This window comes from Janibacter sp. YB324, assembly GCF_014217915.1.
Classification (GTDB): Bacteria; Actinomycetota; Actinomycetes; order Actinomycetales; family Dermatophilaceae; genus Janibacter; species Janibacter indicus.
Genome location: NZ_CP060120.1, coordinates 933,598 through 952,871, shown reverse-complemented (window position 1 = coordinate 952,871; position 19,274 = coordinate 933,598). Strand labels below are relative to the sequence as shown.

Annotated in this window: 11 protein-coding genes; 2 read left to right on the top strand and 9 right to left on the bottom strand. The window is 71.9% G+C overall.

What is annotated here, in order from left to right; translation table 11 throughout:
* Positions 1–109: 109 nt before the first annotated feature.
* The gene (locus tag H7A72_RS04655; RefSeq protein WP_185221805.1) at positions 110–3,529 is read left to right on the top strand and encodes a proline dehydrogenase family protein; all 3,420 of its coding nucleotides are present in this window, start codon (positions 110–112) and stop codon (positions 3,527–3,529) included.
* A gap of 108 nt (positions 3,530–3,637) precedes the next feature.
* Here H7A72_RS04655 and cimA read toward each other — a convergent pair whose 3' ends face one another.
* From cimA to ilvD, 5 genes are all read right to left on the bottom strand, one after another.
* Positions 3,638–5,218 (bottom strand): citramalate synthase, encoded by a 1,581-nt coding sequence (gene cimA / locus H7A72_RS04650; protein WP_185221804.1) that lies wholly within the window; start codon positions 5,216–5,218, stop codon positions 3,638–3,640.
* 330 nt (positions 5,219–5,548) lie between these two features.
* Positions 5,549–6,349, bottom strand: a complete 801-nt coding sequence (locus H7A72_RS04645; RefSeq protein ID WP_185221803.1) for an HAD family hydrolase — start codon at positions 6,347–6,349, stop codon at positions 5,549–5,551.
* A 17-nt stretch (positions 6,350–6,366) separates the two neighbouring features.
* Positions 6,367–7,467, bottom strand: coding sequence for a branched-chain amino acid aminotransferase (locus tag H7A72_RS04640; RefSeq protein ID WP_185221802.1), 1,101 nt, complete (start codon positions 7,465–7,467; stop codon positions 6,367–6,369).
* Positions 7,468–7,530: 63 nt separating this feature from the next.
* Complete coding sequence (locus H7A72_RS04635) at positions 7,531–8,583, bottom strand: 3-isopropylmalate dehydrogenase (RefSeq protein WP_185221801.1); 1,053 nt, start codon at positions 8,581–8,583, stop codon at positions 7,531–7,533.
* A gap of 111 nt (positions 8,584–8,694) precedes the next feature.
* Entirely contained in the window at positions 8,695–10,539 is a 1,845-nt protein-coding gene (gene ilvD, locus H7A72_RS04630) for a dihydroxy-acid dehydratase (protein WP_084449427.1), read from the bottom strand.
* A gap of 445 nt (positions 10,540–10,984) precedes the next feature.
* On the opposite strand from ilvD, the gene H7A72_RS04625 reads away from it, so the two are divergent.
* Entirely contained in the window at positions 10,985–14,527 is a 3,543-nt protein-coding gene (locus H7A72_RS04625; RefSeq protein WP_185221800.1) for an ABC transporter ATP-binding protein, read from the top strand.
* 334 nt (positions 14,528–14,861) lie between these two features.
* Here H7A72_RS04625 and ilvC read toward each other — a convergent pair whose 3' ends face one another.
* The 4 genes from ilvC to H7A72_RS04605 all read right to left on the bottom strand — a co-directional run bounded on the left by ilvC (position 14,862) and on the right by H7A72_RS04605 (position 19,018).
* On the bottom strand, positions 14,862–15,890 hold the full coding sequence (gene ilvC, locus H7A72_RS04620; RefSeq protein ID WP_185221799.1) for a ketol-acid reductoisomerase: 1,029 nt from the start codon (positions 15,888–15,890) through the stop codon (positions 14,862–14,864).
* A gap of 93 nt (positions 15,891–15,983) precedes the next feature.
* Entirely contained in the window at positions 15,984–16,493 is a 510-nt protein-coding gene (gene ilvN / locus H7A72_RS04615; RefSeq protein ID WP_072624069.1) for an acetolactate synthase small subunit, read from the bottom strand.
* A 12-nt stretch (positions 16,494–16,505) separates the two neighbouring features.
* Positions 16,506–18,404, bottom strand: coding sequence for an acetolactate synthase large subunit (locus H7A72_RS04610; protein WP_084449425.1), 1,899 nt, complete (start codon positions 18,402–18,404; stop codon positions 16,506–16,508).
* A 230-nt stretch (positions 18,405–18,634) separates the two neighbouring features.
* Positions 18,635–19,018 (bottom strand): hypothetical protein, encoded by a 384-nt coding sequence (locus H7A72_RS04605; protein ID WP_084449424.1) that lies wholly within the window; start codon positions 19,016–19,018, stop codon positions 18,635–18,637.
* Between the last annotated feature and the right edge of the window lie 256 nt (positions 19,019–19,274).

The following is a 19,274-nucleotide window of genomic DNA, read 5'->3' as shown; positions in this document are numbered from 1 at the left end:
CTTCGTCGCACCTCGACCACCGAGGTGTCAGACAAATGTATGCCCTCTAGCCGACCATGCGCGACAGATGTCTGTGGCACCGACCACCGCGGCGTCCTACCGTCGAAGGATGACGACCACCCCCACGCACACCGACCCGGCCACTGCCGCCTTCGCCCCCTTCGTCGAGGACGCGGTGCGGCTCGCGGACCGCTGGGCCGCCGCCGCCCACGCCGGTCAGACCATGCGTGAGGCGCAGTCGACCGGTCAGCTCGCCGCGCTGTTGTCCGACCACGCCGGCCTCGACATGGCCGTCTTCTTCGTCGACCGCGTCGCCCGGCCGGAGGACGACCGGGTCGCGGCCAATGCCCTCAGCCGGATCACCGCCTCGGACTCGGCCTCCTTCCTCGGCCGGGTCGACCGTGGCCTGCTCGGGCTGGGCGCCCGCGCCGCGCGCATCGCGCCCAAGGTCGTCGTGCCCGCCGCCCGCGCCCGGATGAAGCAGATGGTCGGCCACCTGCTCGTCGACGCCCGCGACCCCAGGCTCGGCAAGCACCTGGCCGCGGCTCGCGAGGACGGCTTCCGCCTCAACATCAACCTCCTCGGCGAGGCCGTGCTTGGCGAGGGCGAGGCCGCCAGCCGCACCGAGCGCACCCGCGAGCTGCTCGAGCGACCCGACGTCGACTACGTCTCGATCAAGGTCTCCTCGCTCGTCAGCCAGATCAGCACGTGGGACACCGAGGGCACCGTCGAGCGCTGCCTGACCCGGCTGCGTCCGCTCTACGAGACCGCCAAGGCGTCGACCCCGCACTCCTTCGTCAACCTCGACATGGAGGAGTACCGCGACCTCGAGATGACCATCGAGGTCTTCACCCGGATGCTCTCCGAGCCGCAGTTCCACGACCTCGAGGCCGGCATCGTCCTGCAGGCCTACCTGCCCGACGCCCTGCCCGCCCTCGAGCGGCTCATCGACTTCGCCGTCGCCCGTCGCGCCGCCGGCGGCGCCCCGATCAAGGTGCGCCTCGTCAAGGGCGCCAACCTCGCAATGGAGCGCGTCGAGGCCGTCATGCACGGCTGGGAGCAGGCCCCCTACACGACCAAGGCCGACGTCGACGCCAACTACCTGCGCTGCGTCGAGCGGGCGCTGCGGCCCGACGCCGTCGGCGCGCTGCGCATCGGTGTCGCCTCGCACAACCTCTACGACGTCGCCGCGGCGCACCTGCTCGCGACCGACCGCGGGGCCCAGGACAGCCTCGACATCGAGATGCTCCAAGGCATGTCGCCCGCACAGGCGCGCGCCGTGCGCGACGAGGTCGGCACGGTCATCCTCTACACCCCGGTCGTCGCCCCCGAGGACTTCGACGCCGCGGTCTCCTACCTCGTGCGGCGTCTCGAGGAGAGCGCCTCCCCCGAGAACTACATCCACGCCTTCTTCTCCGAGGACGCCGCGGCGATCCCCGACCAGGAGGCCCGCTTCCGGGCGAGCGTCGAGGCCATCGGCAGCACGCCCGTCGGGCCGCGCCGCTCCGCCGAGCGCCCGCCGATCGGTGACACCTTCGACAACACGCCCGACTCCGACGCCGCCCTGCCCGGCCACCGCGCGTGGGCCGCTCGCGCCGTCGCCGCGCCCCGGCCGGAGCCGACCTCCCCGCACCTGACGAGCACCGCCCAGGTCGACGAGGTCGTCGCCACGGCGCGCACCGCGCACGAGGGCTGGGCGGCCCGCCCCGTCGCCGAGCGAGCAGACCTGCTGCGCAAGGCTGCTCGCGAGATCGACTCCCGCCGCGAGCAGATCCTCGCGGTCATGGCCGCCGAGGCCGGCAAGACCGTTGCCGAGGCCGACCCCGAGATCTCCGAGGCGGTCGACTTCGCCCGCTACTACGCCGACCGGGCCCTCGAGCTCGAGGACGGGGCGATGGTCGACGGGGCGAGCTTCACCCCCTTCGCCCTGACGCTCGTGACGCCGCCGTGGAACTTCCCCGTCGCCATCCCGATCGGTGGCGTCCTCGCGGCGCTTGCCGCCGGGTCCGCGGTCGTCATCAAGCCCGCCCCGCAGACCCCCGTCTGCGTCGAGGTCACCGTCGCCGCGCTGCACGACGCCGGCATCCCCCGCGAGGTGCTGCACGTCGTGCGCACCGACGAGGACGAGGTGGGTCAGCACCTCGTCGCGCACGCGGACGTCGACGCCGTCGTGCTCACCGGCGCGAGCGAGACCGCGCGACTCTTCGCCGGCTGGCGTGCCGGGCGCGAGCACGGCGCCCGCGTCCTCGGCGAGACCTCCGGCAAGAACGCGCTGGTCATCACCCCCTCCGCCGACATCGACCTCGCGGTCGCCGACCTCGTCAGCTCGGCCTTCGGCAACGCCGGCCAGAAGTGCTCGGCCGCCTCCCTCGGCATCCTCGTCGGGTCGATCGCGGACTCCCCGCGATTCCGTCGCCAGCTCGTCGACGCCGTCGAGTCGATCGCCGTCGGCTGGCCCGCCGACCTGGGCACCCGCATGGGTCCGGTCATCGAGGAGCCGACCGGCAAGCTGCGTCGCGCCCTCACCACCCTCGAGCCGGGCGAGTCCTGGCTCGTCGAGCCGCGTCAGCTCGACGACACCGGCCGGCTCTGGTCGCCGGGCGTCAAGGACAGCGTGCGCCAGGGGTCCTTCTTCCACCTCACCGAGGTCTTCGGCCCGGTCCTCGGCCTGATGCGCGCCGACTCGCTCGACGAGGCGATCGAGCTGCAGAACGCCACCGACTTCGGCCTCACCGGAGGCCTGCACAGCCTCGACGAGGGCGAGATCGCCCACTGGACCGAGACGGTCGCCGTCGGCAATGCCTACGTCAACCGGCACATCACCGGCGCCATCGTGCGCCGCCAGTCCTTCGGTGGGTGGAAGGCCAGCTCCATCGGTCCCGGCGCCAAGGCCGGCGGCCCCAACTACGTCGCGCAGCTCGGCACGTGGTCGGCAGCCGGCCTGCCGACGAAGGGGGCACCCGTCGCCACCGCGGTCCGCGCCACCGTCGACGCCCAGCTGGCCACCCTCGGCTCCTCGGTCGGCGACGACGAGCGGGCGTGGCTCGACGCGGCACTCGCCAGCGACGCGGCCGCCTGGGCCGACGAGCTCGGCGTCGAGCACGACGAGAGCGCCCTCGTCGTGGAGTCCAATGTCTTCCGCTACCGCCCGCACCCGCGGGTGCTCGTGCGCGCCGGTGACGGCACGCGTGTCGTCGAGCTGCTGCGCCTCGTCGCCGCGGCCACGCTCACCGGTGCCCACGTCGTCGTCTCGGCGGCGACAGGCCTCGACCTCCCGTCGAGCATCGGCCACGTGCAGGTCGTGCGCGAGGACGACGCGGCCTTCGTCGCCCGCGCCTCCCGCGCCGGCGACGTGCGCGTCCGCGCGATCGGTGCGCTCGCCCCGTCGCTCGTCGACGAGCTCGTCGCCGCAGGTGTGGACGTCATCACCGGCGAGGTGCTGGCCACGGGACGACGCGAGGTCCTCCCCTTCGTCCGGGAGCAGGCGGTGAGCACCACCCGTCACCGCTTCGGCCACGTGGCCGGCTGACCCCACCTCATGAGTCCCACGATTCTCGGGTGACCCGCGAAACTGCCCCTTCGCAAGAGTTTGAAACTCTTGCGAAGGGGCAGTTTCCCTTGCTCAGTGACCCCGGGGTCAGCGCACGGGCACGCCCGCACGCATCAGGCCGTAGGTGATGCCGTCGACGAGGGCCTCCCACGAGGCCTCGACGATGTTGGGCGCGACCCCGACGGTCGTCCACGAGGTGTGCTCGTCGCTGTGCTCGATGAGCACCCGGGTCGTCGCATCGGTGCCGTGGGCGGCGTCGAGGATGCGCACCTTGTAGTCGATGAGCTCGATCTGCTCGACCTCGGGATAGACGGTGACGAGGGCCTCCCGCAGACCCTGGTCGAGGGCGTTGACCGGGCCATTGCCCTCCCCCGTCGCGACGAGCCGCTGCCCGCCGGCGACCGCCTTGACCGTCGCCTCCGAGAGGGCGTCGTCACCGCCGCGGGCGTCGATCATGATCCGCCAGGACTCGACCTGCGCGTACTCCAGCGCCTCCTCCTGCAGCTCGCGCCGCAGCAGCAGCTCGAAGCTCGCGTCGGCCGCGTCGAAGGTGTAGCCCCGCTGCTCGAGCTCCTTGACCTTGGCCAGCACGCGGGTCAGGGCCGCGTCGTCGCCGGCGAGGTCGACGCCGAACTCGCGGCTCTTCAGCTCCACCGTGGCCCGCCCGGCCATGTCGGAGACGAGCATGCGCATGTCGTTGCCGACGTCCTTGGGCTCGATGTGCTGGTAGAGGTCGGGGTCGACCTTGATCGCGCTCGCGTGCAGCCCGGCCTTGTGCGCGAAGGCCCCCGAGCCGACATAGGGCTGCCGGGAGAAGTGCGGGAAGTTGGTCACCTCGCTCACCGCGTGGGCGATGCGGGTGGCGTCCTGCAGCCGGTAGGGCTCGACGAGGTCCATGCCGAGCTTGAGCTGGAGGTTGGCGACGACGGTGATGAGGTCGGCATTGCCGGTGCGCTCGCCGTAGGCGTTGACCGTGCCCTGCACGTGGTCGGCGCCGGCCTCGACGGCCGCCATCGTGTTGGCGACGGCGCACCCGGTGTCGTTGTGGCAGTGGATGCCCAGCCGCGCGCCGGTCGCCTCGATGACGTCGGCGACAGCGTCGCGCACCTGCCCGGGCAGCATGCCGCCGTTGGTGTCGCACAGCGCGATGACCTCGGCGCCGGCCTCGTGGGCGGCCTGCACGCAGGCGAGGGCGTAGTCGCGGTCGAGCTGGTAGCCGTCGAAGAAGTGCTCGCCGTCGACCATGACCGTGCGCCCCTGTGACCGCAGGTGGGCGACGGTGTCGGTGATCATCGCCAGGTTTTCCTCGCGAGTCGTGCGCAGCGCGCGCTCGACGTGGCCGGGGTGCATCTTCGCCACGAGGGTGATGACCTCGGCGCCGGAGTCGAGCAGCGCCTGCACCTGCGGGTCACTGGCAGCGGAGCCGCCGGCCTTGCGCGTCGCGCCGAAGGCGGCGAGCGTCGCGCAGCGCAGCTCCAACTCGGTGCGGGCCCGGCGGAAGAACTCGGTGTCGTTGGGGTTGGCCCCGGGCCAGCCCCCTTCGATGTGGGTCACGCCCAGCTCGTCGAGGTGACGGGCGATGGTCAGCTTGTCCCCGACGGAGAGGTTGATCCCCTCCTGCTGGGCGCCGTCGCGCATCGTCGTGTCGTAGACGTGGAAGCCGTGCATGTGGATCTCTCGATTCGGACGAAGGGAGGCGAGCTCGCCTCCTCGAGGGAGTGTGACACCTGCTCGTCGCGCCCGTCCGTGGCGGGGGTGATGCTCCGGACCCGTCCGCTTGTCTCGTCCCCTGCCCGAGAAAAGCGAAAGACCCCCCGTGTGTGGGAGGTCCGCGCGACGAGCAGGTGGCTCGTCGCGCCTAGATAATGAGCTCGGCTGCGGTGGCAGCGCGGGTCGTCATCTGGGGCATCACCCGACCACCATGGCACCTGCGCACCCCCACCGCCTCCCACGTCCGCATCATGGGACCGGCGCGAAGGGGGGCCACCCCCGACCCCGTCAGGCGAGGTGGGAGAGAAGCCCTTCGAGCACCTGCGCGACGCCGTCGTCATCGTTGGCCGGGGCGCGGTCGGTGGCGGCCGCCAGGACCTCGCCGTGTGCGTTGGCCACGGCGAAGGACCGCCCCGCCCAGGTGAGCATCGGCAGGTCGTTGGGCATGTCGCCGAAGGCCCACACCTCCCCCGCGTCGATCCCGAGCTCGGCGCACCAGCCGGCGAGCGCGGCGGCCTTGGTGACCCCCTTCGCCGAGACCTCGGCCAGCCCGCCGGCACCGCTGAAGGCGACGACCGCCCGGTCGCCGACGATCTCGGTCACCGCGACGATGAACTCCTCGTCGGTCAGGTGCGGGTTGCGGGCCAGCAGCTTGCCGACGGAGGCATCGGTGAGCTCCTCGATGGCCGGTGTCGTCACGAGGTCCTCGGGGTGGTCGTGGATCGCGGCGAACATGCTCTCCGCGGCCAGCCCGCTGTGCCGCTCGGCGGCGAAGCCGGTGCCCGGCAGCTGCTCCCGCAGGTCGCGCACGACCTCGGTGACGACCTCGCGGGGGATCGAGCGCACACCGAAGACCCGCCGCTCGGCGACGTCGTAGCGGAAGGCGCCGTTGCCGCACAGCGCGACCCCGCGGGCGCCGACGACATGGGCGAGGTCGTCGATCCAGCGGGGCGGCCGGGCGGTGACCAGCACCGTCTCGAGACCTGCGTCGGCGACGGCACGAAGGGCGTCGATCGAGCGGGGCGAGACGGTCCCGTCACTGCGCAGGAGGGTGCCGTCGAGGTCGGTGGCGATGAGCCGAGGAGTCACTCCGGTGCGAAGGTTGGTCAGACGAGGCGGGTCATCCAGCCACGGGTGTCCTCGGCGACGCCGTACTGGATGTCGAGCAGACTCTGGCGGATCGTGCGGGTGATCTCGCCTCCGCCCTCACCACCGGTGGACGGGGCGGAGCCGCCGGCCCAGCGCAACTCGCCGACCGGCGTGACGACGGCGGCGGTGCCGCAGGCGAAGACCTCGGTGATCTCGCCGGAGGCGACGCCCTCCTTCCACCAGTCGATCTCGATGCGCGACTCCTCGGGGGTGAGGCCGAGGTCGGGCGCGAGCTCGAGGATCGAGTCGCGGGTGACGCCCTCGAGGATCGAGCCGGTGAGCGCCGGGGTGCGCAGGCGGCCGTCCTTGGTGACGAAGAAGAGGTTCATCCCGCCGAGCTCCTCGATGTAGGTGTGCGTCGAGGAGTCGAGGAAGACGGCCTGGTCGCAGCCCTGGGCCTGACCCTCGAGCTGGCCGGCGAGCGAGGAGGCGTAGTTGCCGCCGCACTTGGCGTCGCCGGTGCCGCCCTCGCCGGCGCGGGCGTAGTCCTGGCTGACCCAGAGGTTGACCGGCTTGAGTCCGCCGGAGAAGTAGGCACCGGCCGGGCTGGCGATGACCGAGAAGGTCACCTCGTTGGCCGGGCGCACCCCGAGGAAGGCCTCGGAGGCGAACATGAAGGGCCGCAGGTAGAGGCTGGTCTCACCGGTGCCGTAGGCGGGCACCCAGGGCTCGTCGGCCTGGACGAGCGCGCGGATCGCCCCGACGAAGTCCTCCTCCGGCAGCACCGGCAGCGCGAGCCGCTCGCAGCTGCGGGCCATGCGCGCCGCGTTGCGGTCGGGGCGGAAGGTCCACACCGAGCCGTCCTCGTGGCGGTAGGCCTTCATCCCTTCGAAGACCTCCTGCGCGTAGTGCAGGACGGCCGCGGCCGGGCTGAGCTGCAGCGGCCCGAAGGCGCGCACCTGCCCGTCGTGCCAGCCCTCCCCCTTCGTCCACGTGGCGAGGGCCATGTGGTCGGTGAAGGTCGACCCGAAGCCCGGGCTGGCCAGGACGGCCTCGCGCTCGGCGTCAGGAAGGGGGGCGTCGCTGCGGGTGGTGGTGAAGGTCAGCTCGGCGGTCATCTGGGGTACGTCTCCTCGGGGGTGCGGGTCTGCTCGCAGGGTAGTCCCACCATGTGGGACACGTCATACGCGGGCAGCGATCGCATCCCCGATCTGGCTCGTGGAGCGCTCCCCCGCGCGCTCGGCGAGGTCGGCGGCGACGGCCGCCTCGACCCGGGTCGCCTGCTCGGCGAGACCGAGGTGGTCGAGCAGCATCGCCGCGGAGAGGATCGCGGCGGTCGGGTCGGCCTTGCCCTGACCGGCGATGTCGGGCGCGGAGCCGTGGACCGGCTCGAACATGCTCGGGGCCTCGCGGGTGGGGTTGATGTTGCCGCTCGCGGCCAGGCCGATACCGCCGGCGACGGCCGCGGCGATGTCGGTGATGATGTCGCCGAAGAGGTTGTCGGTGACGATGACGTCGAAGCGCGCCGGGTCGGTCGCGAGGAAGATTGTCGCCGCGTCGACGTGCTGGTAGGCGGTCTCGACGTCGGGGAACTCCGCGCCGACCTCCTCGACGGTCCGGCGCCACAGGTGGCCGGCGTGGGTGAGCACGTTGTGCTTGTGGACCAGCGTCAGGTGCTTGCGCGGGCGGGCCTGGGCGCGGGCGAAGGCGTCACGCACGACGCGCTCGATGCCGAAGCGCGTGTTGACGCTCACCTCGGTCGCGACCTCGTGCGGGGTGCCGACGCGCAGCGCGCCGCCGTTGCCGACGTAGGGGCCCTCGGTCCCCTCGCGGACGACGACGAAGTCGAGGCCCTTGCTCGTCACGTGCTCGGCGAGCGGGCTGGTGACGCCGGGGAAGAGCTTGGCCGGGCGCAGGTTGACGTAGTGGTCGAGCGCAAAGCGAAGGGGGAGCAGCACGCCCCGCTCGAGGACGCCGGAGGGCACGGTCGGGTCGCCGATGGCGCCGAGGAGGATGCCGTCGTGGCCGCGCAGCTCCTCGACGACGGAGTCGGGCAGGGTCTCGCCGGTGAGGTGCCAGCGCGCCGCGCCCAGGTCGTACTCGGTCGTCGTGACGGAGACGTCGGAGCCGAGCGCTCCGAGGACCTTGAGCCCCTCGGCCACCACCTCGGGGCCGATCCCGTCGCCGCCGATGACGGCGATGTCGAAGCTGGTCTGCGCTGCGTCGGTGCTCATGGCCTCAGGCTAGGCGCGCGTCCCGACATGTGAAATCGGCGTCCCGACATGTGGGCGCCCCTCGGCGACCACTCCCTGCCTGTGTGGCGCCTCAGGACGGAAGGGGCGAGGTCAGTCGACCTTGCGGGCGGCGCCCTTGTCGGCGGACTGGGCGAACTTCGCGAAGATCTTCAGGGCCGGCGAGACGTGGCGCTCACGGGGGGCGGCGGGGGCCCACCCCTTCGCGTCCTGCTCGGTGCGGCGACGGGCCAGCTCCTCGTCGTCGACGAGCAGGTTGACTCGGCGGCCGGGGATGTCGAACTCGATGACGTCACCGTCGCGGACCAGGCCGATCGCGCCACCGGAGGCAGCCTCCGGGGAGACGTGCCCGATCGACAGGCCCGACGAGCCACCGGAGAAGCGGCCGTCGGTGATCAGGGCGCACTTGGGGCCGAGGCCGGTGCCCTTCAAGTAGGAGGTCGGGTAGAGCATCTCCTGCATGCCGGGGCCGCCCTTGGGGCCCTCGTAGCGGATGACGACGACCTCGCCCTCCTGCACCTGCTTGGACAGGATCATCTCGACCGCGGCCTCCTGCGACTCGGCGACGCGGGCCGGGCCGGAGAAGTTCCACTGGTGCTCGGGCACGCCGGCGGTCTTGACGATGCAGCCGTCCGGGGCGAGGTTGCCGTGGAGGACCGCCAGGCCCCCTTCGCTCGTGTAGGCGTGCTCGACGGAGCGGATGCACCCGTCGGCACTGTCGGTGTCGAGGCTCGCCCACCGGTTGGTCGAGGAGAAGGCCTGCGTCGTCCGCACGCCACCGGGGGCGGCGTGGAAGAGCTCGGTGGCCTTGCTCGTGGTGGCGCCGCTGCGGATGTCCCAGTCGGAGAGCCAGGTCTCGAGGTCGGGGCTGTGCACGGACCGGACGCTGGCGTCGAGCATGCCGCCGCGGTGCAGCTCGCCGAGGATCGCGGGGATGCCGCCGGCGCGGTGGACGTCCTCCATGTAGTAGTCGCCGCTGTTGGGCGCCACCTTGACCAGGCAGGGCGTGACCCGCGAGAGGGCGTCGATGTCGCTCTGGTCGAAGTCGACGCCGGCCTCCTGGGCCGCGGCGAGCAGGTGGAGGATCGTGTTGGTCGAGCCGCCCATGGCGATGTCGAGTCGCATGGCATTGGCGAAGGCGGGCTTGGTCGCGATCGAGCGCGGCAGCACCGACTCGTCGTCGCCGTCGTAGTAGTCGCGGCACAGGTCGACGACCAGCTTGCCGGCGTCGAGGAAGAGGTCGCGGCGAGCCGAGGCGGTCGCGAGCGTCGAGCCGTTGCCGGGGAGGGAGAGGCCGAGCGCCTCGGTGAGGCAGTTCATCGAGTTGGCGGTGAACATGCCCGAGCAGGACCCGCACGTCGGGCAGGCGGACTGCTCGATCGCGGTGATCTCGTCGTCGCTGACGTTGTCGTCGACGGCCTTGACCATCGCGTCGACGAGGTCGAGCCGCGTGTAGGTCTCGCCGTCGTCACCGATGATCGCCTTGCCGGCCTCCATCGGGCCGCCGGAGACGAAGACGGTCGGGATGTTCAGGCGCAGCGCGGCCAGGAGCATGCCGGGCGTGATCTTGTCGCAGTTGGAGATGCACACGAGGGCGTCGGCGCAGTGCGCGTTGACCATGTACTCGATGGAGTCGGCGATGACCTCGCGGCTCGGCAGCGAGTAGAGCATGCCGTCGTGGCCCATCGCGATGCCGTCGTCGACGGCGATGGTGTTGAACTCCTTGCCCACTCCCCCGGCCTCCTCGACGGCGCCGGCGACGAGCTGACCCATGTCCTTGAGGTGCACGTGCCCGGGGACGAACTGGGTGAAGGAGTTAGCGATCGCGACGATCGGCTTGCCGAAGTCCCCTTCGCCCATGCCGGTCGCGCGCCAGAGCGCGCGAGCACCGGCCATGTTGCGTCCGTGGGTGGTCGTGCGGGATCGAAGCTGCGGCATGGGATCCACGGTATGCCGCCGGTCCGGAGGTTGATACCGCGTCTCACATGCAGACCGCCCCGCGTGCGTCGGGGCACACGCAGACCGCCCCACGTTCGTCGAGGTGCGAGCTTGCGAGCCTCGAGACGCAGGGCGGTCGGTCGTGATGGGTGGTGGCTGCGCTCACTCACCGCTGTCGCGGCGGTCCAGGCTCTCCTGGAGGGCGCGGCGTGCCTCGGCGGCCTCGTCGCTCATGACGGCTCCTCGTGATCGTGCGGTGACTCGGGTGGGCACGACGTGGGTGGGGGTGCCGGTGGTGCGAAGGGGGCGTGGCCGGGTGCGGCTGCCGATCGTCCGACGGTACGCGGCTCCCCTCCCGCCACGGAATGCCCCGTCCGCTCCGTGGACCACCGTCTCGAAAAATCGGAGGCGCGGTGTCGGTGAGCGGACATAGCCTTGAGCGGCCATGACGCAGACCCTCGAGCGGACCGCCCCGCCGCACCCCACCACCGCGCCGACCCCGCCGGAGCGCACCGTCGACTGGCGTCGGATGCGCTCGCCCGCGGCCGCGGCGGCCCTGGTGTGCTCGGCCCTGGCCGCGGTCTCGCTCACCCTCGGCACGGTCGTCGTCGGCCGGCTCGCCGAGACCCCGACGACCGCTCTCGTCCAGGTCCTCGCCGTCCTCGTCATCGGGGGCGCCCTCGTCGACAACCTCGGCAAGGTCGTGTGGGTCGGGCTGTCCGACCGGGCCGAGGGCGTGCTGCGCGACGACCTGCTCGACGCGGCGCTCGCCCAGCCCGTCGCGACGCTCTCCGAGCAGGCGGCCGGCGAGATCCTCGACCGCGTCGACGACGACACCCACGAGGTCGGCAACCTCATGCGCTGGCAGGTGTGGATGTTCGCCCGCACCGCCTTCTCCGTGATCCCGATGTGGGTCGTCGCCGGCGTGACGTGGTGGCCGGCGTGGCTGCTCTTCCCGCTGCTCGCGCTCGTCACCGGGCTCGCCGTGCGCCCGCTGCTCGGCGAGATCTCCCGCCGCAAGGTCATCGAGGAGATGGCCTGGACCGACCACGCGAGCGCGCTCGAGGAGGGCATCGCCGGGCGTGACGACCTGCGCACCAGCCTGGGTCAGGCCCACATGGTCCAGCGCCTGGCGACGATCACCGCGCGGGTGCATGCCCGCTTCGCCGACGTGCTCGTGCTCGAGAGTCGGCTCGCGCGTCGGGCCGGGCTCCTGCTCCACACGCTCCTGGCGGGTATCGGCGTCACGGGCATCGCCCTCGCCGTCGACGGCTCGCTCTCGGTGGGCTCGCTCGTCACCCTCTTCATCGTCACCTCGACCTTCGTCGGCCTGATCAACCAGCTCTCGCACCAGCTGCCCGACCTGCAGGCCGGGCTCGGTGCCGTGATCCGCCTGCGCCAGATGCTGGCCGTCGAGCCGGAGCCGAAGGGGGGCGCCCCCGTCCCCTCCGGCGCGCAGCTGGCCGTCGAGGTGCGCGGGCTCGACTTCTCGTACGCCGAGGGCAGCTTCGCGCTGCGCGACGTGACCTTCAGCGTGCCCGCCGGCGAGACGGTCGCCCTCGTCGGGCGCACCGGGTCCGGCAAGTCGACGCTCGCCTCCTTCATCTCGCGGGCCGTCGAGCCGCCACGCGGCAGCGTCTTCGTCGGCGGGGTCGACGTGCGCGAGATCGACTTGCAGCTGCTGCGCACCGATGTCGGCGTCGTCACCCAGCGCACCGAGATCATCGCCGGCTCTCTGGCCGACAACATCGCCCTCTTCGACGACACCCCGCGCGACGACGTCGAGTCCGCCGTGCGCGAGCTCGGGCTCGGCGAGTGGGTCGAGGGTCTGCCCGACGGGCTCGACACCCTCCTCGGCCCCGGCGGCACGACGCTGTCCTCGGGCGAGGAGCAGCTCGTCGCCTTCGCCCGGCTGCTCGTGCGCGACGTGCGCGTCGTCGTCCTCGATGAGGCGACCGCCCGCATGGACCCGCTCACCGAGCGCCGGGTCGTCTCGGCCGCCGACCGTCTGCTCGTCGGCCGCACCGGGGTCCTCATCGCCCACCGGCTCAACACCATCGAGCGGGCCCCGCACGTCGTCGTGCTCGACCACGGTCAGGTCATCCAGCAGGGCCGCCGGACCGTGCTCGCCCAAGAGCCCGGCCCCTTCCGCAGCCTCCTGCTCGACAGCCGGGCCGAGGCCGACCTGGCGTCGGCGGCACCGGGCGAGCAGCCCCCTTCGTCCGTCGAGGTCGACCACGCCGACCTCGACCCGGTCGGCGGTCGACGCCGCACGACCACTCCCCCCGAGGCGGTCGAGATCGGCAGCGGACCCTCGCTGGCCCGCGGCATCGCCCACGCCCTGTCGGTCAAGCCGACGTGGGGCATCGCCGGCGCCCTGTGCTTCCTCTTCATGTCGGTGCTCGGCGCGCAGGGCGCGATCACCGGTCTCGTGTGGGGCACCGTCGTCGAGGACCTCCAGGCGGGTCGCACCCCGACCCTGCTCGGCGCGGTCCTCGTGGTCTGCCTGCTCGTCGTGCCCTTCCTCAGCGCCTCGGCCTTCTACCGCTACCCGCGCTGGTGGATCGAGGTCATGCTGCGCACCCGCATGGCCGTGCTCGTCGGGCAGACCCGCGCCGAGCGACTGCCGCGCACGCCTCCCGGTGAGGTCGTCGCCCGGTCGATGGACGCCGACCGCTACGCGCGCTACGCCGACCGGTGGGTCGACTTCATCAACGGCCTGATCATCGCCGCGCTCACCGCGGTGCTCGCCGGCACCTGGGTCGCCGGCGCCGTCCTGCTCACGGTGATGGCGACCTCGGCCGGCGCGGCGACCTTCGGTCGACCGATCGCCGGGCGCTCGGCCGCGGCGGCGTCGGCTGCTCGGGCACGTTTCGGTCGGGCGGTCGTCTCCGCCCTCGAGTCGGTGCGCACGATCAAGCTCGCGGCGGCGACCCCCTTCGTCCGCCGGCGCCTGCGTGAGGTCGACGGCGGCCGCGTCGAGGCAGCCGTGCGCGAGCACCGCGTCCAGGCCGTGCTCGACGCCGTCCCGCTCGTCATGGTCCAGTGCGGCGTCGTCGTCACGTGGTGGATCCACGTCGCGGGCGGATGGGGCCTGGGCACCGCCATCCTCGTCTCGGGGGCGGTCATGGGCTTCGACTGGTTCGGCCGCGTCGCGAGCATGGTCGTCACCGAGGCACCCGGCACCCGGGCGTGGCAGGCAGAGACCGCGCGCTTCGCCGGCGGGGTCGACCTGATGGACCTGCCCGAGGGGGTCGACCTCGTCGACGGCAGCGCTCCCGCTCCCGTCGAGGGCGGGCGCGAGCCCCTCCAGCGACTCGACCTGCGCGATGTCAGCGTCGTCCATGACGACGGCACCGTCGGTGCGAGCGACATCAACCTGAGCGTCGAGCGCGGCGAGCTCGTCCTGCTCGTCGGGCAGGTCGGGTCCGGCAAGTCGAGCCTGCTCGCGGCCCTCGCCGGGCTCGTCGACCACCGCGGTGCCCTGCTGTGGAACGGCTCCCCCGTCACCGACGCGCAGCGCACCCTGCGCCCCGGCCGAGTCGCCCACGTCGCCCAGGTACCGCGGGTGCTCTCGGGGACCTTCACCGACAACGTCCGGCTCGGGCACGAGCGGCCCTTCGACGAGCCGGTCGCGCTGGCGCGGCTGAGCGAGGACGTCGCCGCCGCCGGCGGTCCCGACTCGCTCGTCGGTCACCGCGGTGTGCGCCTGTCGGGCGGTCAGGTCCAGCGTCTCGCCCTGGCCCGGGCGCTGGCCACCGAGGCCGAGCTGCTCCTCGCCGACGACGTCTCCTCGGCGCTCGACGCGACGACCGAGATCGCCCTGTGGCGCGGTCTGCGCGACCGCGGCGCCACGGTCATCGGCGCGACGTCCAAGCGCGCCGCGCTCGAGCAGGCCGACCGGGTCGTCGTCCTCGTCGGCGGTCGGGCCGCCGCCGTCGGGCCCTGGGCCGAGCTCTCCCCCACGTGGGGCCACCTGGCGGGCTGACCGACCTCGCGAAGCCCGGTCCACGCACGGCGGTCCTGCTCCACCACACGGGTCAGCACCGCCGGGGCCGCCGACGGCGGGGCCTCCCGCGCACTACGGCCCTGCTCCACCACGTGGGTCACGGTGACCCGCCTCGTGGAGCAGGGGCGTAGTCACCACCATCGCCCCCTGCGGTCATCGCGCTGCCGGACCTGACCCACCACGTGGGCCCGGTGACCCGCCTCCTGGAGCAGGGCCGGAGCACGACGAAGGGGGCGCCCCGGCTGGTGAGCCGGTGGGCGCCCCCCGTCGGGGACCGTCCGCGGGGTGACCGCGTCGGGGGTCAGGTGGTGGATCAGCGAGCGGCTGAGCCCTCGGTGTAGTCGTCGTCCCCGGACTGCCACGCGAAGTGCGCCCGCAGCGCCTTGCCCGTCGCCTCGATCGGGTGACCGGCCTCCTGCTCGCGCAGCTGCTGGAACTCGTTGGCGCCCTTGTCCTGGTCCTCGATGAAGCGCTTGGCGAAGGAGCCGTCCTGGATGTCGGCGAGGATGCCCTTCATCGACTCCTTGACCTTGGCGTCGACGACCCGCGGGCCGGAGACGTAGTCGCCGTACTCGGCGGTGTCGGAGATCGACCAGCGCTGCTTGGCGATGCCGCCCTCCCACATGAGGTCGACGATGAGCTTGAGCTCGTGGAGCACCTCGAAGTAGGCGATCTCCGGCTGGTAGCCCGCCTCGGTCAGCGTCTCGAAGCCCGCCTGGACGAGGTGCGACATGCCACCGCAGAGGACGGCCTGCTCGCCGAAGAGGTCGGTCTCGGTCTCCTCGGTGAAGGTCGTCTTGATGACGCCGGCGCGGGTACCACCGATGCCCTTGGCGTAGGAGGCAGCGATGTCCCAGGCCTTGCCCGAGGCGTCCTGCTCGACGGCGATGATGTCCGGGATGCCGCGGCCGTCGACGAACTCGCGACGCACGGTGTGGCCCGGCGCCTTGGGCGCGACGAGGATGACGTCGACGCCGTCGGGCGCCTGGATGTAGCCGAAGCGGACGTTGAAGCCGTGACCGAAGACGAGGACGTCGCCGTCCTTCAGCTCCGGCGCGATGTCGTCGGCGTAGAGGTGACGCTGGACCTGGTCGGGGGCGAGGATGACGATGACGTCGGCCTCGGCGGCGGCCTCGCGCGGCGTGAGGACCTTCAGCCCCTCGGCCTCGGCCTTGGCCCGGCTCTTGCTGCCCTCCTTGAGGCCGACGCGCACGTCGACGCCGCTGTCGCGCAGGTTGAGCGCGTGCGCGTGGCCCTGCGAGCCGTAGCCGATGACGGCAACCTTGCGGCCCTGGATGATGGACAGGTCGGCGTCGTCGTCGTAGATCAGTTCGGCGGCCATGGGGCACTTCTCCTTCCTTGTGTCGTGGTGGTGCAGTCGGGGGTGGTCGTCATCGTCTCCCGTCACCTCGGACGGACGGGGACGAAGGGGGGGTCAGTGTCGGGAGCGGTCGGTGATGGAGCGGGGGCCGCGGCCGATGGCCACGACGCCGGACTGGACGAGCTCCTTGATGCCGTAGGGCTCGAGGATCTCGAGCATCGCGGCGATCTTGTCGGAGTTGCCGTAGACCTGCAGGGTCATCGCGTCGGTCGTCGTGTCGACGATCTTGGCCTTGAACATCTGCGCGGTCTCGAGGATGCCGCTGCGGTTGCTCGCCTCGGCGCGGACCTTGACCAGGACGATCTGGCTGGTCACCGACGCGAGCGGGTCGAGCTCGACGACCTTGAGCACCTCGACGAGCTTGTTGAGCTGCTTGGTCACCTGCTCCAGCGGCAGGTCCTCGACGTCGACGACGACGGTCATCCGCGAGATCTCGTCGTGCTCGGTCGGGCCGACGGCCAGCGAGTCGATGTTGAACCCGCGCCGGGAGAAGAGCGCCGAGATCCGGGCGAGGACGCCGGGCTTGTTCTCGACGAGGACGGACAGAGTGTGCTTGGTGCTCACGGTGGCGCTACCTCACTTGCCGTCGTGGTCGGCGTCGGTGGACTGCTCGATCGCCTCGGACTCCTCGCGGTCCCACTCGGGGGCGGCGTCGCGGGCGATCTGGATGGCGTCGTTGCTCACGCCGGCGGGGACCATCGGCCACACCATGGCGTCGCGCTCGACGACGAAGTCGATGATCACGGGGCGGTCGTTGATCGCCATCGCCTGCTCGATCGTCGCGTCGAGGTCCTCGGGACGCTCGCAGCGCAGCCCGACGCACCCGTAGGCGTCGGCGAGCTTGACGAAGTCGGGGATCCGGCTGCCGACCGAGGTGTGCAGGTCGGTGTTGGAGTAGCGCTCGTTGTAGAAGAGCGACTGCCACTGCCGGACCATGCCCAGGCTGGAGTTGTTGATGACCGCGACCTTGATCGGGATGTCGTTGATGACGCAGGTCGCGAGCTCCTGGTTGGTCATCTGGAAGCACCCGTCGCCGTCGATGGCCCACACGACCCTGTCGGGCTCGCCGACCTTGGCTCCCATGGCGGCCGGCACGGAGTAGCCCATCGTGCCGGCGCCGCCGGAGTTGAGCCAGGCATTGGGGCGCTCGTAGCCGATGAACTGCGCCGCCCACATCTGGTGCTGGCCGACGCCGGCGGCGTAGATCGCCTCGGGGCCGGCGATCGCGCCGAGCCGCTCGATGACCTGCTGGGGCATGAGGGCACCCTCGCCGTGCGAGGTGTACCCGACCGGGTAGTCCTGCGACCACCGCGTCGTCGTCGCCGACCAGTCGCGGTAGAGGTCGGGGCCGATGCTGGCGGCCTCCCCTTCGCCCGCCTCGATCGCGGCGATGAGCTCGCCGATGATCGCCTTGGCGTCACCGACGATCGGCACGTCGGCCACGCGGTTCTTGGAGATCTCGGCCGGGTCGATGTCGGCGTGGATGACCTTGGCCCCGGGGGCGAAGGACGACAGCTGGCCGGTGACGCGATCGTCGAAGCGGGCGCCGAGGGCGATGAGCAGGTCGCTGCGCTGCAGACCGGTGACCGCGGCGACGGAGCCGTGCATGCCGGGCATGCCCAGGTGCAGCGGGTGCCCGTCGGGGAAGGCACCGCGGGCCATGAGCGTCGTGACGACCGGGATGCCGGTCAGCTCGGCAAGCCGTCGCAGCTCCTCCGCGGCGCCGGCGCGGATGACGCCGCCGCCGACGTAGAGGACCGGCTGACGGCTGCCGGCCATGAGGCGCACGGCCTCACGGATCTGCTTTGCGTGCGGACGCGTCACCGGGTGGTAGCCCGGCAGGGCGATCTGCGGCGGCCACGCGAAGGTGGTGGTGGCCTGCAGCGCGTCCTTGGAGATGTCGACGAGGACGGGGCCGGGTCGGCCGGTGCTCGCGATGTGGAAGGCCTCGGCGATGACCCGCGGGATCTCCGCGGCGTCGGTCACGAGGTAGTTGTGCTTGGTGATCGGCATGGTGATGCCGCGGATGTCCGCCTCCTGGAAGGCGTCGGTCCCGATCGAGCTCGAGGCGACCTGCCCGGTGATCGCGACGATCGGGACCGAGTCCATGTGGGCGTCGGCGATGGCCGTGACGAGGTTGGTGGCGCCCGGCCCGGAGGTCGCCATGCACACGCCGACCTTGCCGGTCGCGGAGGCATAGCCCTCGGCGGCGTGACCGGCGCCCTGCTCGTGCCGCACGAGGATGTGACGCACCTTGACCGAGTCCATCAGCGGGTCGTAGGCGGGCAGGATCGCGCCACCGGGGATCCCGAAGACGACCTCGGCACCGACGCTCTCGAGCGAGAGGACGAGGCTCTGCGCTCCGGTCACCTGCTCTGGGGTCGGTCGGGCCTCCGCCCGGCGCGCCAGCGCTGCCGGGGTCGGGGCGCTGCTGGTCGTGTCAGTCACCGTGTGTCCTTCGGTTTGCCGTGCCATCCGTCCTGCTCCTCACATCTTCTCCCGGCATGAAAAAGCCCTTCAGTCCTGGTCCGGACGTGAAGGGCGCGCGCTGCGTCGACGAACGGGTCGTCGCTCAGGCAGCGCGCCGGGGAAGTACGAGGAGGAGGGCCATGCGGACAACTCTCTCCCGCGGCAGCGAGCGTGTCAATGAATGAGACAACCGCGCCCACGATGTGGGACGCGGCCGTCGGGAGCCGGGCGGCGGCTCAGCAGGGACCGCCGAGCATCCCCAGCCCCCGGAGCACGTGGACGACCGCGAAGACGAGGAGCACCGCGCTGGCGCCGAAGAGCAGACCGCGCGTCGGGCGGGCAATCTTCGACCACGGGTTGTGTCGCGCGAAGGCCGTCTTGGCGACGGCCACCGCGCACGCGGCGACGGCCACGGCCGCGAGGAGCGCGAAGTAGTCCATGTAGGAACACTCGACGACGACGCCATTGACCCTGCTCGTGCGCGTGGACGACAGGTGGACCACGAATGCGGCGAGCGCGAAGGCCAGTCCGACCCAGAAGGGCTTCGGCAGCGCCTTGGGGTGGTTCGTCGTGGGCTGGGTGGGCGTCCCACCGTCGGTCGTGCTGGTCTGCTGGCTCACGGTTCCCCTTGTGTACGTGGCGGTTTCCGGTCTGATCCGATCCTGCCGCTGCGTCGCCGGACGCGCCATGGGGAGCGGTACCCACGACAACTCGGGTGACGACACGAGGGCGAAGGGAAGACGCTGGCTCGCATGAGCACCGGCGCACTGGGTCTCTACGAGCACCTGGGGATGGAGGTCGTCTCGACCTTCCGTCATCTGACGCTGCCCCTGTGACTGGGCGCTCACCGACCGCCTGTCACACCCGCAGAGCGAG

What these genes read in the sequence shown, in the direction of transcription:
- H7A72_RS04655 (WP_185221805.1), top strand. Translation starts at nt 110, where the DNA reads ATGACGACCACCCCCACGCACACCGACCCGGCCACTGCCGCCTTCGCC.
- cimA (WP_185221804.1), bottom strand. Translation starts at nt 5,218, where the DNA reads ATGCACGGCTTCCACGTCTACGACACGACGATGCGCGACGGCGCCCAG.
- H7A72_RS04640 (WP_185221802.1), bottom strand. Translation starts at nt 7,467, where the DNA reads ATGACCGCCGAGCTGACCTTCACCACCACCCGCAGCGACGCCCCCCTT.
- H7A72_RS04635 (WP_185221801.1), bottom strand. Translation starts at nt 8,583, where the DNA reads ATGAGCACCGACGCAGCGCAGACCAGCTTCGACATCGCCGTCATCGGC.
- ilvD (WP_084449427.1), bottom strand. Translation starts at nt 10,539, where the DNA reads ATGCCGCAGCTTCGATCCCGCACGACCACCCACGGACGCAACATGGCC.
- H7A72_RS04625 (WP_185221800.1), top strand. Translation starts at nt 10,985, where the DNA reads ATGACGCAGACCCTCGAGCGGACCGCCCCGCCGCACCCCACCACCGCG.
- ilvC (WP_185221799.1), bottom strand. Translation starts at nt 15,890, where the DNA reads ATGGCCGCCGAACTGATCTACGACGACGACGCCGACCTGTCCATCATC.
- H7A72_RS04610 (WP_084449425.1), bottom strand. Translation starts at nt 18,404, where the DNA reads ATGGCACGGCAAACCGAAGGACACACGGTGACTGACACGACCAGCAGC.